We start from the raw sequence: 15,696 nt of genomic DNA on the forward strand, positions 1-15,696 counted from the left end.
GCTGACCCTTGTAGGAGCGGGTTCACCCGCGAAGGGCCGCAAAGCGGCCCCAATCTCACCGAAGTGTGCCACAAATAAAGGAAGTTTAGCCCTCCACCTGGCTCCACTGCTTGCTCAATCTTTTATCCGAAATCGGCACCTTGGTCCCCAGCTGCTGGGCAAACAGCGACACCCGGTATTCCTCCAGCCACCAGCGGTACACGGTCAGTTGCTCGTCACGCTTGCCCTCCTGGGCATGCTTGTCGGCACGGGCTTTGTACTGCGCCCACAGGTTGGCTAGCTCGCCGCTCCACACCCGGTCCTTCTGTACCTGCGAACCGAGCTTTTCCAGGCGCAGTTCCACCGCTTTCAGGTAACGCGGCAGTTCCTTGAACCAGGCCCCCGGCGTTTCACGCACAAAGCCCGGGTACACCAGGTTGCCCAGTTGCTGCTTGATGTCGTTCAGCGCCACCGCCTGGCTGAGGTCGATCTTGCCCTTGAAGCGCTTCTGCAGGCCATGCCACAGCTTCAGCACTTCAAGCGTCTGCCGCGCCAGGCGCTCGGCGTGCTCGGCCCAGCTGCCGCGCTTGCGTTCGGCCAGCCCGGCCAGGGCAGCGCCGTCGCGTGGCAACGGCTGTTCACCTTCAAGGATGCAGCTGTCCAGGCTGGCCAGCAGGATATCTTCGACCAGCGCTTCGACGCGCCCCAGCTCGCGGTACAGCAGGCCCAGTTCGGTCAGCCCCGGCAACTTGCCACGCAGGAACTTGGCCGGCTCGGCCAACTGCTGCAGCAACAGGCGCTGCAAAGCGCGGCGGTGCTGGAACTCGGCTTCGGCCTGGGTCGAGAAACGCCCTTCGCGCACCGTGCCGTTCTCGTCCACCAATGCCGGGTAAACGGTCATCGACAGGCCGGCGATCTTCTGCTGGGTACTCTGCGCCACTTCGCTGAAGGCTTTGGCCTGTACCGGTTTTTCGGCTTCGGCATTACGCGGCACGGCCAACGCCGCCTGGCTGGCGGCGACAAACCGCGCAGTCAGCTCGGCCAGGTCGCGACCTTCACCCAGGAACTTGCCCTGGCCATCGACCACTTCGATGTTCATGCGCAGGTGGCCTTCGACGAGGTTGACCGACTCGGCCCAGGCCTCGTCGGACACCCTCACACCGGTCATACGCAACAATTCCTGGCCCAGGGCCTGGGGCAACGCGCCCTGGCCAAAGGTCATGCGCGCCAGCGATGCCTTGACGAAGTCCGGCACCGGCACGAAGTTCTTGCGCAAGGCCTTGGGCAGGTTGCGCACCAGCGCCACGCACTTGGCTTCGAGCAAGCCCGGCACCAGCCACTCCAGGCGCTCGCCCGGCAGGTTCGGCAACAGCGGTGCGGGAACGCGCACGGTCACGCCGTCACGGGGGTGGCCCGGTTCGAAGTGATAGGTCAGCGACAAGCGCAGCTCGCCCACCTGCAGGTTGTCGGGGTACAGCGCCGCCGTGACTTCGCTGGCCTCGCGGGCCAGCACGTCCTCTTCGCGCATGATCAGCAGGTTGGCATCCTTCTGGCTGCCCATGCGGTACCAGGCATCGAAGGTCGCGGTCTGGTGGATTTCTTCAGGCAGGCGCGCTTCGTAGAACGCATACAGCGTCTCTTCATCGGCCAGGATATCGCGCCGGCGTGCCTTGGCTTCCAACTCGTCGAGCTGTTCCAGCAGGCGCTTGTTGGCCGCCAGGCACTTGGCCCGCGACTGGATTTCGCCACCGACCAGGCCTTCGCGGATGAACAGCTCGCGCGAGGTAACCGGGTCGATCGGGCCGAAGTGCACCGGGCGGCGGCCAACCAGGATCAGGCCATACAGGGTGATCTGTTCGTAGGCCACCACCTGCCCGCGCTTCTTCTCCCAGTGCGGCTCGAAGTGGTTCTTCTTGACCAGGTGCCCGGCCAACGGCTCGATCCAGTCCGGTTCGATCTTGGCCACCATGCGCGCATACAGCTTGGTGGTTTCGACCAGTTCGGCCGCCATCACCCACTGCGGGCGCTTGCGCCCCAGGCCCGACGACGGGTGTACCCAGAAGCGCCGTTGGCGGGCGCCCTGGTAGTCGCCCTCTTCGGTCTTCTGGCCAATCTGGCTGAGCAGGCCGCTGAGGATGGCCTTGTGCATCTTCTGGTAGTCGGACGGTTCTTTATTCACCGTCAGCTGCAGGTCACGGCAGATCAGCGCCAGCTGGCGATGTGCATCGCGCCACTCGCGCAGGCGCAGGTAGTTCAGGAAGTTCTTGCGGCACCAGTTGCGCAGCGGGTTGGCGGTCAGCGCCTGGCGCTGCTCTTCAAAGCCGCGCCACAGGTTGACCAGCGCGGCGAAGTCGGAGTCCACGTCCTTCCACTGCGCGTGGGCCTGGTCAGCGGCCTGCTGGCGCTCCGGCGGGCGTTCGCGCGGGTCCTGCACCGACAGGGCACTGGTCACGATCAGCACTTCCTGCAGGCTGCCCTGGCGGGCGCCTTCCAGCAGCATGCGGCCCAGCCGCGGGTCGATCGGCAGGCGCGCCAGTTGGCGACCCAGCGGGGTCAGCTGGTTCTCGCGGTTGACCGCCGACAGCTCCTGCAGCAGGTTGAAGCCGTCGCTGATGGCCTTGCCATCCGGCGGCTCGATGAACGGGAAGGCATCGATCGCGCCCAGGCGCAGGTGCAGCATCTGCAGGATCACCGCCGCCAGGTTGGTACGCAGGATTTCCGGGTCGGTAAACGCTGGCCGGCCGTTGAAGTCCTCTTCGCTGTACAGGCGCACGCAAATACCCGGCTCGACCCGGCCACAACGGCCCTTACGCTGGTTGGCGCTGGCCTGCGACACCGCCTCGATCGGCAGGCGCTGAACCTTGGCGCGGTAGCTGTAGCGGCTGATGCGCGCGGTGCCGGTGTCGATCACATAACGGATGCCGGGCACGGTCAGCGAGGTTTCGGCAACGTTGGTGGCCAGGATGACCCGGCGCCCGGTGTGCGACTGGAAAATGCGCTGCTGCTCGGCCGGTGACAGGCGCGCATACAGCGGCAGGATCTCGGTATGGCGCAATTGCGCCTTGCGCAGAATTTCGGCGGCATCGCGAATTTCCCGCTCGCCCGGCAGGAAAATCAGCACATCGCCGGGGCTCTTGCCCTCACTGCGTTCGTGGTGGGCCAGTTCATCCAGCGTGGCGAGAATCGCCTGGTCGACGGTGAGGTCGTCCTCGATCTGGTTGCCTTCTTCGTCCTGCTCGCTGGTCAGCGGGCGGTACCAGGTTTCCACCGGGAAAGTGCGCCCGGACACTTCGATGATCGGCGCGCCGTCGAAGTGCTTGGAGAAGCGTTCCAGGTCGATGGTCGCCGAGGTGATGATCAGCTTCAGGTCTGGCCGGCGGTGCAGCAAGGTCTTCAGGTAGCCGAGCAGGAAGTCGATGTTCAGGCTGCGCTCGTGGGCTTCGTCGACGATGATCGTGTCGTAGCGTTCGAGAAAGCGGTCGTGCTGAGTTTCGGCCAGCAGGATGCCGTCGGTCATCAGCTTGACCAGGGTGTTGGCATCGCTCTGGTCTTCGAAGCGCACCTGGTAGCCGACCAGCCCGCCCAGCGGCGTGCCCAGTTCTTCGGCAACCCGCGCCGCCACGCTGCGCGCGGCAATCCGGCGCGGCTGGGTGTGGGCGATAAGGCCATGGCTGCCACGGCCCAGCTCCAGGCAGATCTTCGGCAACTGGGTGGTCTTGCCCGAGCCGGTTTCACCGGCAATCACCAGCACCTGGTGCTCGGCCAGGGCCTTCTTGATTTCGTCGCGTTTGGCGGCGATCGGCAGGCTGTCGTCGTAATGCACGGTCGGCACGCTCTGCTGGCGTGCGGTGACCTGGGCGCAGGAGGCCTGGACCTTTTCCACCCACTGCGCCAGCTTCGCCTCGTCGGGGCGCTTGCGCAGTTCGTGCAGTTGCCGGCGCAGGCGATGGCGGTCGGCAATCATGGCGTGGTCGAGGTTTTGCAGCAGTTTGTCGATGGCGTGGTCAGTCATGGGGCTTTTTAGTGATGCAGGTGAGCCTGCTTTTTCATGATCGGCATTCGAAGGATGCGCGATTGTCGCAGATTTGCCGGTTTTCTGCTGCCTGTGCCGGCCTATTCGCGGGTGAACCCGCTCCCACAGAATTACAACAGGGCTCTATGCGGTGCGGTCCCTGTGGGTGCGGGTTCACCCGCGAAGAGGCCAGGTGCAACGGCACAAATGTTTAGTCAGGCACGATGTAAAGGTTTCCATTCACTGCTTTAATCACCCTTACGCCGCATGTGAGTATCAAAGGCATGACTCCCGCCCAGCCCATCGCCCCACCGTCGTCACGCCCTTCGCTACCGAAGGCCCGGAGCCGTGCCGGGGAAAATCCGCTGGTGCACATCATCCTCGCCTTCTGGGCCTTGTGGCACTGCCGCCACGCGCGCCCACCGGACACCTCGCTCACGCCATTGTGACCAAACCCGGCCACCGCCTGGCCGTTTGACTCAACTGGGCCGCCTGCCTGCGCGGTGGCCCTGTGCGCCCGTGAGCGAATCCATCATGCACTTTGCACCCGTAGAGCAGGCCAGCCGTTTCCTGGCCGACAACCCCGATATCGAGCTGTTCGAGCTGTTCATCCTCGACGCCAATGGCGTACCCCGCGGCAAGCTGCTGCACCGCGACGAACTGCTGGCCGTGTACCAGACCGGCCGCCCGCTGCCCAGCACCATCCTCGGCCTGACCCTGAACGGCGATGACGTGGAAAACTCCGGGCTGGTCTGGGATGTGGGCGACATCGACTGCCGCGCCTACCCGCTTGAAGGCAGCCTGGTGCGCCTGCCCTGGCGCCGGGTGCCGACCGCCGCCGTGCAGGTCAGCATGCACCCGAGCGAGGGCCTGCCGGCCAGCATCGCCGACCCGCGCCATGTGCTGCTGCGCACCATCGAGGCACTGAAGGCCGACGGCTACCACCCGGTCATGGCCTGCGAGCTGGAGTTCTACCTGCTCGACCAGCAACGGGATGCCCAGGGCCGCCCACAACCGGCGCTGGACAACGACGGTGGCCGCCCACGCAGCACCCAGGTCTATGGCCTGCGCGAACTGGAACAGATCGAGCCGTTCCTTGCCGACCTGTACGCCGCCTGCAAGGCCCAGGGCATCCCGGCGCGCACGGCGATTTCCGAATACGCCCCGGGCCAGGTGGAAATCACCCTGGAGCACGGTGACGCGCTGCAGGCGATGGACCAAGCGGTGCGCTACAAGCGCCTGGTCAAAGGTGTGGCCCATGCCCACGGCATGCAGGCTTGCTTCATGGCCAAACCGTTCGCCCAACTGGCCGGCACCGGCATGCACATGCACCTGAGCCTGGCCGACAGCGCCGGCAACAACCTGTTCGCCAGCGACGACAAGGCCGGCACCCCGCTGCTGCGCCAGGCGGTGGCCGGCATGCTGCGCCACCTGCGTGACTCGCTGCTGCTGTTCTGCCCCAACGCCAACTCGTTCCGCCGCTTCCAGGCCAACAGCTATGCGCCACTGGCGCCGACCTGGGGTGTCGACAACCGCACCGTGAGCCTGCGCGTACCGGGCGGCCCGGCCAACAGCCGGCACGTGGAGCACCGCATCTGCGGTGCCGACGCCAACCCGTACCTGGCGGCAGCGGCCATTCTTGCTGCCAGCCACCGCGGCATTCGCGAACAGCTGGACCCGGGCGCCCCGGTGGAAGGCAACGGCTATGCCCAGGCCACCGAACACCTGCCCACCGACTGGCTGACCGCCCTCGACGCCCTGCAGCAGTCGCATTGGGCCCGCGAGGCATTGGGCGATGACTTCCTCGGCGTGTACCTGAAGGTCAAGCGCGCCGAATACCGCCAATTCATGGCCGAAGTCAGCGAACAGGACTGGCGCTGGTACCTGCACCAGGCCTGAGCCCCTACATAATAAGGAACACCCATGAACGCAGCATTGAACAACGGCCCGGCGCAGCGCGCGCCGTCCTACTACAGCGCCACCCTCAACGACCACACCGCGTACCCGCAACTGAAGGGCACGGTGCAGGTGGATGTGGCAATCATCGGCGGCGGCTTCACCGGCGTGGCCACGGCAGTGGAACTGGCCGAGCGTGGCCTGAAGGTGGCCATCGTCGAAACCAACCGCATCGGCTGGGGCGCCAGCGGCCGCAATGGCGGCCAGGTCACCGGCAGCCTGTCGGGCGACGAGGCCATGCGCACACAGATGCGCAACCACCTGGGCGCCGATGTCGACGACTTTATCTGGCACCTGCGCTGGCGCGGCCACCAGGTGATCGAGCAGCGCGTGGCGCGCTATGGCATCGACTGCGACCTCAAGCGCGGCCACCTGCATGCTGCGATGAAGCCCTCACACATGAACGAGCTGCGCGCCTTCGAGGCCGAAGCCCGTCGCCGTGGCATGGGCGAACAGGTGCAACTGCTGGACCGCGCGGCGGTGGCCGAGCACTTGCAGAGCCCGCTGTACCAGGGCGCGTTGAAGAACCTGCGCAACCTGCACCTGCACCCGCTCAACCTGTGCCTGGGCGAAGCCCGTGCCGCGCACAGCCTGGGCGCACTGATTTTCGAGAACTCCGAGGTACTGGACATCGTCCACGGCCCGCGCCCGGCGGTGGTCACCGCCCATGGCCGGGTCGAAGCACGCCAGGTGATGCTGGCCGGCGATGTGTACCACAAGCTGGAAAAGCGCCAGCTCAAGGGCAAGATCTTCCCGGCCATGGGTGGCATTGTCACCACTGCCCCGCTGGGTGACCTGGCCGAGCAGATCAACCCGCAGGACCTGGCGGTGTACGACTGCCGCTTCGTGCTCGACTACTACCGCCTGACGGCCGACAAGCGCCTGCTGTTCGGCGGCGGCGCCAACTATTCCGGGCGTGATTCACGGGATATCGAAGGCGAGCTGCGCCCGTGCATCGAGCGCACTTTCCCGGCGTTGAAGGGCGTGCCAATCGAATTCCAGTGGAGCTGCGCCATGGGCATCGTGGTCAACCGCATTCCGCAGCTGGGCAAGCTGTCGGACAACGTTTGGTACTGCCAGGGTTACTCGGGGCACGGCATTGCCACCAGTCACATCATGGGCGAAATCATGGCCGAAGCGTTGACCGGGACACTGGAGAGGTTCGACACCTTTGCCCAGTGCAAGCATGTGCGGGTGCCGATGGGGGACTTGCTGGGGAACCCGCTGCTGGCGGCGGGGATGTGGTATTACCAGATGCTTGAAAAACTGCGCTGATTTCACTGGCCTCTTCGCGGGTAAACCCGCTCCCACATGGATCGCACAACCATTGAGAGTTGCACAGAACCTGTGGGAGCGGGTTTACCCGCGAAGAGGCCAGTAAAACCAGCCGAGATTCAGAAGATCAGGCGATCTTCTTCAGCCCCTGCTTCTTCAGCTCTTCATCACGCAGCTCGCGGCGCAGGATCTTGCCCACGTTGGTGGTGGGCAGCGAATCGCGGAACTCGATCTGGCGTGGCACCTTGTAGCCGGTCACGTTGGCACGCATGTGCTCCATCACCTGCTCCTTGGTCACGGTCATGCCCGGCTTGACCACGATGAACACCTTGATCACTTCACCCGACTTCTCGTCCGGTACACCAATGGCTGCGCACTGCAATACGCCCGGCAAGGCTGCCAGCACATCTTCCAGCTCGTTGGGGTACACGTTGAAGCCTGAGACCAGGATCATGTCCTTCTTGCGGTCAACAATGCGCATGTAGCCGTCAGGCTGGATCAAGGCGATGTCGCCGGTCTTCAGCCAGCCTTGGCTGTCGAGGATTTCGGCCGTGGCATCTTCGCGCTGCCAATAGCCCTTCATCACCTGCGGGCCCTTGACGCACAGTTCGCCTACTTCGCCCAACGGCAACTCGATACCGGCGTCGTCGACGACCTTGCACAGGGTCGAAGGTACCGGAATACCGATGGTGCCGACCTGGTTGGCCTCGGCCGGGTTCACCGCCGCCACCGGGCTGGTTTCGGTCATGCCATAGCCTTCGCAAATGGCGCAGCCGGTAACGGCTTTCCAGCGCTCGGCCACGCTCAGCTGCAAGGCCATGCCGCCCGACAGGGTGATTTTCAGCGCGGAGAAGTCCAGGGCGCGGAACGCCTCGTTGTTGCACAGGGCAACGAACAGAGTGTTAAGGCCGACAAAGCCGCTGAACTTCCACTTGCCCAGTTCCTTGACCATGGCCGGCAGGTCACGCGGGTTGCTGATCAGCACGTTGTGGTTGCCGATCAGCATCATGGCCATGCAATGGAAGGTGAAGGCGTAGATGTGGTACAGCGGCAGCGGGGTAATCAGGATTTCGCAGCCTTCGTGCAGGTTCGCGCCCATCAGCGCCCGGCACTGCAGCATGTTGGCCACCAGGTTGCGGTGGGTCAGCATGGCGCCCTTGGCCACGCCGGTGGTGCCACCCGTGTATTGCAGCACCGCCACGTCGTTGGCCTGCGGGTTGGCCTCGGTCACCGGCTGGCCCTTGCCCAGCGCCAGCGCGTCGTTGAAGCGCACGGCCTGCGGCAGGTTGTAGGCCGGCACCATCTTCTTCACGTACTTGATCACGCTGTTGATCAGCAGGCGCTTGAGCGGCGGCAGCAGGTCGGCCACTTCGGTGACGATGACGTGCTTGACCTGGGTCTTGGGCACCACCTTTTCGGCCAGGTGGGCCATGTTGGCCAGGCACACCAGGGCCTTGGCGCCGGAGTCGTTGAACTGGTGTTCCATTTCCCGCACGGTGTACAGCGGGTTGGTGTTGACCACGATCAACCCGGCGCGCATGGCACCGAACACCGCTACCGGGTATTGCAGGACATTGGGCAGCTGCACGGCAATGCGGTCACCCGGCTTGAGGTCGGTATGCTGCTGCAGCCAGGCGGCAAAGGCCCCCGACAGCGCATACAACTCGCCATAAGTGATAGTCTTGCCCAGGTTGCTAAAGGCCGGTTTGTCGGCAAAGCGTTGGCAGGATTGCTTGAGTACCGCCTGGATATTGGGGAATTCGTCAGGATTGATTTCCGCCGTAATCCCGGCTGGGTATTTATCCTTCCAAAAATTTTCGATCATGGAAGCCCACTCCTTCAGCAACAGCGAAGTTCGATTCACGCGTCGATGCGCTTATTATTGATATGAGATGACGGTTCGTTGCAAACCGGATCATCAGAAAGCGGGCCGAGAGTAACAGCTTTGCCTGGGGTCGCCTAGAGGCCAAAACAGGCCTCACGGTCACAAAAATGACTCAATGAACAATACAGGTCATTTTTAGAGTAATTGACCAAAATGTCGCAGATTCGGCTGTAATTAGCCTGTTAGAGCGGTTCTAGGGCATTCGCGGGTAAACCCGCTCCTACACTGGCCGGTGTAGGAGCGGGTTTACCCGCGAAGAATTTAACCCGGTATCAAGCTATATCACGAAGCTCCCGCCGCAGAATCTTGCCCACCGGCGTCATGGGCAACGACTCGCGCAGCACGATGTGCTTGGGCACCTTGTAGCCGGTGAAGTTGGCCTTGCAGTAGGCCTTCAGCTCTTCCACGCTCAACCCACCCTCACGCGGCACCACGAACAGCTTCACCGCCTCGCCTGAGCGCTCGTCCGGCACGCCGATGGCTGCGCAGTTGGCGACCTTGGGGTGGCCCATCACCACGTCCTCGATCTCGTTGGGGTACACGTTGAAACCCGAGACAATGATCATGTCCTTCTTGCGGTCGACGATACGGGTAAAACCGTCCGGGTCGATCACCGCAATATCACCGGTCTTGAACCAGCCTTCGGCATCCAGCGCCTGCGCCGTGGCCTCGGGTTGCTGCCAGTAGCCCTTCATCACCTGCGGCCCCTTGATGCACAGCTCGCCACGCTCACCCAACGGCATTTCGTTGCCGTCATCGTCAATGACCTTGAATGCCGTGCCGGCCACCGGGATACCCACCGTGCCCAGCCGCGCCAACTGGCCATAGGGGTTGGTACTGGCCACTGGCGAGGTTTCGGTCAGGCCGTAACCTTCGACTATGCGGCAGCCGGTAAGCGCTTCCCAACGTTCGGCAGTGGCCTTGACCAGCGCCGTGCCGCCGGAGTTGGTGACCTTCAACGCCGAGAAGTCCAGCTGGCGGAAGCCCGGGTGATCCATCAGCGCCACGAACAGGGTATTGAGCCCCAGCAACGCGGAGAACCGCCACTTGCCCAGCTCCTTGATAAAGCCGGGGATGTCCCGCGGGTTGGTGATCAGCACATTGTGGTTGCCGGTGACCATCATGCACATGCAGTTCGCGGTAAAGGCATAGATGTGGTACAGCGGCAGCGGCGCGATCATGACCTCCTGGCCGTCCTTGAGCAGCTTCTGCCCATCCGGCCCATGCTGCGAGAAGCAGGCCAGCACCTGCAGCATGTTGGCCACCAGGTTGCCGTGGGTGAGCATCGCCCCCTTGGCCAGGCCGGTGGTACCACCGGTGTACTGCAGCACGGCGATGTCGTCCAGGCTCAGCGGCACCGGCTTCGGCGACAGCCCACGGCCCTCGCGCAGCACCTGCTTGAAGGCTATGGCCTGCGGCAGCTGGAAGGCAGGCACCATTTTCTTCAGCTTGTCGACCACAGTGTTGACCAGCCAGCCTTTGGCGGCCGGCAGCAGGTCACCCATCTTCGCCTCGATCAGGTACTCGATACCGGTGTCGGGCAACACCTCCTGCACCCGTTTACCGAACATGTTCAGGTACACCAGCGCGCGCGCGCCGCTGTCCTTGAACTGGTGGCGCATCTCGCGCTCGGTGTACAGCGGGTTGGTGTTGACCACGATCAGCCCGGCGCGCATGGCGCCGAACACGGCAATCGGGTACTGCAGCACGTTGGGCATCTGCACCGCGATACGGTCGCCGGGTTTGAGGTCGGTATGCTGCTGCAGCCAAGCGGCAAAGGCCGCTGAATGGCGCTCCAGGTCCGCGTAGTTCAGGGTCACGCCCAGGTTGCTGAATGCCGGGCGGTCGGCAAAGCGCTTGCAGGAGCGCTCGAACACCTCGACGACCGAGGCATAGGCATTGATGTCGATGGTGGAAGGTACGCCCGCCGGGCGCTTGTCATTCCAGAAGTCGGCTTGCATTTATTATTGTTCCTCTGCCTGGACCTGCACTGCGTCCTTTAGTCCTTTACCTGAATGCCTGCTGGCAAAAAGGCGTTGATCCGACGTTAGCAGGTAAGCCCGAGGTGGCATATACGCCAAGTGCCGCCATTAACATTGTGAATCTTATTTGTGCCCTTCCTGCAATCCGGCCGGTTGTGCATACACTGTCCGGATACCCGTGCGCACAAGGACCCGCCATGCCCCACGACGCCTTCTGGCTGCCCGCCAGCGAGCACTGCAGCCTGTACGTACACCAATGGCTGCCGGCCACGCCGGTAAAAGCCGTGGTGCTGCTGGCCCATGGCATGGCCGAGCATGCCGGGCGCTACCAGCGCCTGGCCCAGGCCCTGAGCACTGCCGGCTTCGCCCTGTTCGCCGCCGACCAGCGTGGCCACGGGCGCACGGCCGAACAGGGCAGCCTCGGCCTGTTCGCCCGCCATCATGGCTGGAATGCCGTGGTCAACGACCTCGGCCGGCTGGCCCAGCACATCGGCCAGCAATACCCGTGCACACCGCTGTTCCTGTTCGGCCACAGCATGGGCAGCTACATCGCCCAGGCCTACCTGCTGCACCACAGTGGCAGCCTGCACGGGGCGATCCTCAGCGGCTCCAACTACCAGCCGGCCGCGCTGTATCGCCTGGCCCGACTGATTGCCCGGCTTGAGGCCTGGCGCCAGGGGCCGCTGGGCAAGAGCGCACTGATCGAGTGGCTGTCGTTCGGCGCGTTCAACAAGGCCTTCAAGCCCAACCGCACAGCCTTCGACTGGCTCAGCCGCGACCCGGCCGAGGTCGACCTGTACCTCAACGACCCGCTGTGTGGTTTTCGCTGCAGCAACCAGCTGTGGCTCGACCTGCTGCAAGGCTTGGCGCAGATCAGCCAGCCGGGTAACCTCGCGCAGATCGATCCGAACCTGCCCATGCTGGTAATCGGTGGGGAATGTGATCCGGTCAGTGCCGGCAAGCGTCTCACCCATCTGGCCGACGCCCTGCGCGCGACCGGCAATCGACATGTACAGCTGCGCGTCTATCCTGAAGCGCGGCATGAAGTACTCAACGAAACCAACCGTGACGAGGTCACCGCCGACATTCTCGGCTGGCTTGAACAGGCGCTGGCCCTTGGCCGCCCTGTGCGCAGTGAATGATAGCCGCCCTCGCCTACCGCTTAAGGAAGCCCCGATGTCCCAGGTCACCAATACGCCTTACGAAGCCCTCGAAGTAGGTCAGAAGGCGGAGTACAAGAAGTCCGTCGAAGAACGCGACATCCAGCTGTTCGCGGCAATGTCCGGTGACCACAACCCGGTGCACCTGGACGCCGAGTTCGCCGCCAAGAGCATGTTCCGCGAGCGCATTGCCCACGGCATGTTCAGTGGCGCGCTGATCAGTGCGGCAGTGGCCTGCACCCTGCCTGGCCCTGGCACCATCTACCTGGGCCAGCAGATGAGCTTCCAGAAGCCGGTGAAAATTGGCGACACCCTGACCGTACGCCTGGAAATTCTCGAGAAGCTGCCCAAGTTCAAGGTGCGCATTGCCACCAATGTGTACAACCAGAATGATGAGCTGGTGGTTCAGGGCGAGGCCGAGATCCTCGCGCCGCGCAAGCAGCAGACCGTCGAGCTGGTGTCGCCGCCGAATTTTGTGGCTAGCTGAAGATTGATGTAAGCAATGCTGGCCTCTTCGCGGGTGAACCCGCTCCCACAGGATCTCCACCGCCTCGAATTCTGTGCAATCCCTGTGGGAGCGGGTTTACCCGCGAAGAGGCCGGTACTGCCAACATCATTCCAGAGCCTGTAACCGCCGCTCGATATGCCTGCGCTCGGGCTCTTGCCGGGTCAAGGCCAGTGCCTGCCGCCACGCCGCCCGCGCCTCCTCCAACTGCCCCAGCTGGTAATGCAGCTCAGCCCGCGCCGCATGCGCCAGGTGATAGTCCAGCAGTTCACCACGCGCCAGAATCCCCTCGACCACCCGCAAGCCAACCGCCGGCCCGTCCCGCTTGGCCAGCGCCACCGCCCGGTTCAGCTCCACCACCGCAGAAGGCCAATGCCGCTGCAACACATCATACAGCCCGACGATCTCAGCCCAATCCGTCTCATCCGCCGTCGCCGCTTCGGCATGCACCGCAGCAATAGCCGCTTGCACGCTATAGGCGCCAAAACCCCGGCTTTGCAGGGCCTGGCGCACCAGCTCGCAGCCTTCGGCAATGCGCTGCCGGTCCCACAGGCTACGATCCTGCTGCTCCAACAGCACCAGGTTACCTTGGCCATCCGTGCGCGCCTGTTGCCGTGACGCCTGCAGCAACATCAGCGCCAGCAGGCCGACGGCCTCCGGGTCAGGCAGCAACTGCACCAGCAACCGCGCCAGGCGGATGGCCTCGTCACTCAGCTCCTGCTGCAACAGTGCCTCCCCCGACGACGCCGAGTACCCCTCGTTGAACACCAGGTAAATCACCCGCAACACGCTTTCCAAACGTTCGGGCAGCTCGTTCAGTTCCGGCACCTGGTATGGGATGCCGGCATCGCGGATCTTGGCCTTGGCGCGGACAATGCGTTGGGCGATGGTGGCAGGGCTTTGCAGGAAGGCACGGGCAATCTGCTCGGTGGTCAGGTCGCAGACTTCGCGCAGGGTCAGTGGCACCTGCGCATCGGCCGACAGCGCCGGATGGCAGCAGGTGAAGATCAACCGCAGGCGGTCGTCTGCCAGCAGCTCTTCTTCACTGGGGTCTAGCGCCTGGCCGTCGAGCAGCATGCTCAGGTCTGCCTGGGAGCGGTCGAACCGGGCACGCCGGCGCAGCGCATCGATGGCCTTGAAGCGCCCGGTAGAAACCAGCCACGCCCGCGGGTTGGCGGGGATGCCGTCGCGCTGCCAGCGCTCGACGGCAATGAAGAAGGCATCATGCATGGCCTCCTCGGCCAGGTCGAAATCACCCAGCAGGCGGATCAGCGTTGCCAGGATGCGCCGCGACTCGCCCCGGTACACCGCCTCGACCTCGGCGCGCACCTGCGCCAGTGCCGCCATCAGTCAGGCATCCGTTGGGTCACCACCTCCACCAGGCGGTCCAGGCTTTCTCCCCAGCCCTGGTGGAAGCCCATTTCCTCATGGGCCCGGCAATCTGCGGCATTCCAGTGCCAGGCACGGGCGGTATAACGGGTTTTGCCCTGCTCTTCGTCAAAGCTGATCACCGCAGTCATGAACGCCTTGTTGGACGGCACCCAGCCGGGGCCGAAGGCATCGGTGAACACCAGCCGGCGCGGTGCGGCAATTTCCAGGAACACGCCCTGGTTCGGGTACTCGCTGCCATCCGGCGCCCGCATCAGGGTGCGGAACAGGCCACCGGCCCACAACTGCATCTCGCACTCCGGGGTGGTCATGCCGTGCGGCCCCCACCACTGCATCAGCCATTGGGGTTCGGTCCAGGCGCGGAACACCTTGGCCGGTGAGGCGTCGATCAGGCGGCTGATGGACAACTCGTGTTGCGCGTGCGCAGCAGGTGCAAGGCTCATGCTGGGGTTTCTCCGTGGCAGTCAGGGTTGCAGTTCGCGCACTGGTCGCACTTCGACACTGCCAACCCGTGCGGCTGGGATGCCCTTGGCGATGTTCAGCGCTTCATTCAGGTCGCGGGCCTCGACCAGGTAAAAGCCGGCCAGCTGCTCCTTGGTTTCGGCGAACGGGCCGTCGGTCAGGCTCATGTGCCCGTTGCGCATGCGCACTGTGGTAGCCGTCTGCACCGGCTTCAATGCCTCGGCCGCGAGCATCCGCCCAGAGCCGTGGATGGCTTCGGCGTAGGCCATGCATTCGGCGTCTTCCGGGCTGTCGGGCAGGCTGTGCAACAGCCCCTCGTCACAATAGACCAGGCACAGGTATTTCATGGTCGCCTCCAGGGCATTGGCAAAGTGCGTTTGGCGATAAAGGCTCAGGGCTTGAGATCGAACAGGGCTTTTTGCGTTTCCATGTCGAAAGGCGCCGACCAGTGTTCGTGGATCACCTGCCACTGGCCACCTTGACGGCGGTAGCCCACGGTGGCGCGCATGAAGCCGCACTGGCTTTCGTCGTCGCCCGGGCCGCAGCGGTTCAGCCAGTGGGCCAGGGCCAAGTCGCCGGCCGCATGCACGGTCAGTTCGGCGAGCTCGAAGACCATGGGGCCGGTACACATGTTCATGCACATTTCCCAATGCGCCGTGTACACGGCCTTACCTTTGAATTGCAGGGACTGGATGGCATCGAAGGCGACGATGTCGTCGGCGTAGGGGGCGATGATGTTGGGGATGTCGCGATCGCGCACGGCCTGCATCCAGCGCTCGATCAGTTGGCGGATCTCGGTTTCGGCTGCGGTGCTCATCGGGGTTCCTCCGACAGGTCATAGGTGTGAACACGCGGTTGAGCGTGCCTTCAACTATGGTCGAACGGGGGGCGGAGGAATCGACAGGCGCTGAAAATTAATCTGCTTTGGTATTGGCAAATCATTGCCGAGAAAAAACCGTCTGATCGGCCACCGGAGACAACGGTAGGAGCGGCCTTGTGTCGCGAAAGGGCTGCGAAGCAGCCCCAAGGTTTTAGCGCAGATGCACAAATTGCTGGGGCTGCTTTGCAGCCCTTTCGCGACACAAGGCCGC

11 protein-coding genes are annotated in these 15,696 nt (G+C 63.9%); 4 read left to right on the forward strand and 7 right to left on the reverse strand.

Translation table 11 applies throughout. From position 1 onward, the window contains the following. Window positions 1–85: 85 nt before the first annotated feature. Window positions 86–3,991: an ATP-dependent RNA helicase HrpA gene (gene hrpA, locus IAE39_RS18705; RefSeq protein WP_201205269.1), complete on the reverse strand. Its 3,906-nt coding sequence runs from the start codon at window positions 3,989–3,991 to the stop codon at window positions 86–88. Between the two features lie 534 nt (window positions 3,992–4,525). On the opposite strand from hrpA, the gene IAE39_RS18710 reads away from it, so the two are divergent. Together IAE39_RS18710 and IAE39_RS18715 are read left to right on the forward strand one after the other, a co-directional pair. Then, window positions 4,526–5,890 (forward strand): glutamine synthetase family protein, encoded by a 1,365-nt coding sequence (locus IAE39_RS18710; RefSeq protein ID WP_201205271.1) that lies wholly within the window; start codon window positions 4,526–4,528, stop codon window positions 5,888–5,890. Between the two features lie 24 nt (window positions 5,891–5,914). Beyond that, the gene (locus IAE39_RS18715) at window positions 5,915–7,222 is read left to right on the forward strand and encodes an NAD(P)/FAD-dependent oxidoreductase (RefSeq protein ID WP_201205273.1); all 1,308 of its coding nucleotides are present in this window, start codon (window positions 5,915–5,917) and stop codon (window positions 7,220–7,222) included. Window positions 7,223–7,349: 127 nt separating this feature from the next. On the opposite strand, the gene fadD1 is transcribed toward IAE39_RS18715, so the two are convergent. Both fadD1 and fadD2 read right to left on the reverse strand, forming a co-directional pair. Further along, complete coding sequence (fadD1, locus tag IAE39_RS18720; RefSeq protein ID WP_201205275.1) at window positions 7,350–9,047, reverse strand: long-chain-fatty-acid--CoA ligase FadD1; 1,698 nt, start codon at window positions 9,045–9,047, stop codon at window positions 7,350–7,352. 332 nt (window positions 9,048–9,379) lie between these two features. Continuing rightward, the gene (gene fadD2 / locus IAE39_RS18725) at window positions 9,380–11,068 is read right to left on the reverse strand and encodes a long-chain-fatty-acid--CoA ligase FadD2 (protein ID WP_201205277.1); all 1,689 of its coding nucleotides are present in this window, start codon (window positions 11,066–11,068) and stop codon (window positions 9,380–9,382) included. 218 nt (window positions 11,069–11,286) lie between these two features. Between fadD2 and IAE39_RS18730 the strand changes: the two genes are divergently transcribed. After that, a complete protein-coding gene (locus IAE39_RS18730; protein WP_201205278.1) occupies window positions 11,287–12,231 on the forward strand; it encodes an alpha/beta hydrolase in 945 nt (314 codons plus the stop codon). 34 nt (window positions 12,232–12,265) lie between these two features. Further along, window positions 12,266–12,736 (forward strand): MaoC family dehydratase, encoded by a 471-nt coding sequence (locus IAE39_RS18735; RefSeq protein ID WP_012273633.1) that lies wholly within the window; start codon window positions 12,266–12,268, stop codon window positions 12,734–12,736. Window positions 12,737–12,862: 126 nt separating this feature from the next. Here the strand turns inward: IAE39_RS18735 and IAE39_RS18740 are convergent, their stop codons facing one another. From IAE39_RS18740 to IAE39_RS18755, 4 genes are read right to left on the reverse strand one after another with little or no spacing between them, the layout of a single operon-like run. Next, complete coding sequence (locus IAE39_RS18740; RefSeq protein WP_201205280.1) at window positions 12,863–14,101, reverse strand: RNA polymerase sigma factor; 1,239 nt, start codon at window positions 14,099–14,101, stop codon at window positions 12,863–12,865. Further along, window positions 14,101–14,586, reverse strand: a complete 486-nt coding sequence (locus tag IAE39_RS18745) for an SRPBCC family protein (RefSeq protein ID WP_201205282.1) — start codon at window positions 14,584–14,586, stop codon at window positions 14,101–14,103. The genes IAE39_RS18740 and IAE39_RS18745 overlap by 1 nt, the downstream gene beginning before the upstream one ends. 21 nt (window positions 14,587–14,607) lie before the next feature. After that, window positions 14,608–14,952, reverse strand: coding sequence for a YciI family protein (locus IAE39_RS18750; RefSeq protein ID WP_172233190.1), 345 nt, complete (start codon window positions 14,950–14,952; stop codon window positions 14,608–14,610). Window positions 14,953–14,996: 44 nt separating this feature from the next. After that, a complete protein-coding gene (locus IAE39_RS18755; protein WP_201205284.1) occupies window positions 14,997–15,422 on the reverse strand; it encodes a YybH family protein in 426 nt (141 codons plus the stop codon). Between the last annotated feature and the right edge of the window lie 274 nt (window positions 15,423–15,696).

The organism is Pseudomonas sp. S37, from assembly GCF_016658545.1.
In the GTDB taxonomy this organism is placed as follows: domain Bacteria; phylum Pseudomonadota; class Gammaproteobacteria; order Pseudomonadales; family Pseudomonadaceae; genus Aquipseudomonas.

What these genes read in the sequence shown, in the direction of transcription:
- IAE39_RS18740 (WP_201205280.1), bottom strand. Translation starts at nt 14,101, where the DNA reads ATGGCGGCACTGGCGCAGGTGCGCGCCGAGGTCGAGGCGGTGTACCGG.
- IAE39_RS18745 (WP_201205282.1), bottom strand. Translation starts at nt 14,586, where the DNA reads ATGAGCCTTGCACCTGCTGCGCACGCGCAACACGAGTTGTCCATCAGC.
- fadD2 (WP_201205277.1), bottom strand. Translation starts at nt 11,068, where the DNA reads ATGCAAGCCGACTTCTGGAATGACAAGCGCCCGGCGGGCGTACCTTCC.
- IAE39_RS18710 (WP_201205271.1), top strand. Translation starts at nt 4,526, where the DNA reads ATGCACTTTGCACCCGTAGAGCAGGCCAGCCGTTTCCTGGCCGACAAC.
- IAE39_RS18755 (WP_201205284.1), bottom strand. Translation starts at nt 15,422, where the DNA reads ATGAGCACCGCAGCCGAAACCGAGATCCGCCAACTGATCGAGCGCTGG.
- IAE39_RS18715 (WP_201205273.1), top strand. Translation starts at nt 5,915, where the DNA reads ATGAACGCAGCATTGAACAACGGCCCGGCGCAGCGCGCGCCGTCCTAC.
- IAE39_RS18730 (WP_201205278.1), top strand. Translation starts at nt 11,287, where the DNA reads ATGCCCCACGACGCCTTCTGGCTGCCCGCCAGCGAGCACTGCAGCCTG.
- IAE39_RS18750 (WP_172233190.1), bottom strand. Translation starts at nt 14,952, where the DNA reads ATGAAATACCTGTGCCTGGTCTATTGTGACGAGGGGCTGTTGCACAGC.
- fadD1 (WP_201205275.1), bottom strand. Translation starts at nt 9,047, where the DNA reads ATGATCGAAAATTTTTGGAAGGATAAATACCCAGCCGGGATTACGGCG.
- hrpA (WP_201205269.1), bottom strand. Translation starts at nt 3,991, where the DNA reads ATGACTGACCACGCCATCGACAAACTGCTGCAAAACCTCGACCACGCC.
- IAE39_RS18735 (WP_012273633.1), top strand. Translation starts at nt 12,266, where the DNA reads ATGTCCCAGGTCACCAATACGCCTTACGAAGCCCTCGAAGTAGGTCAG.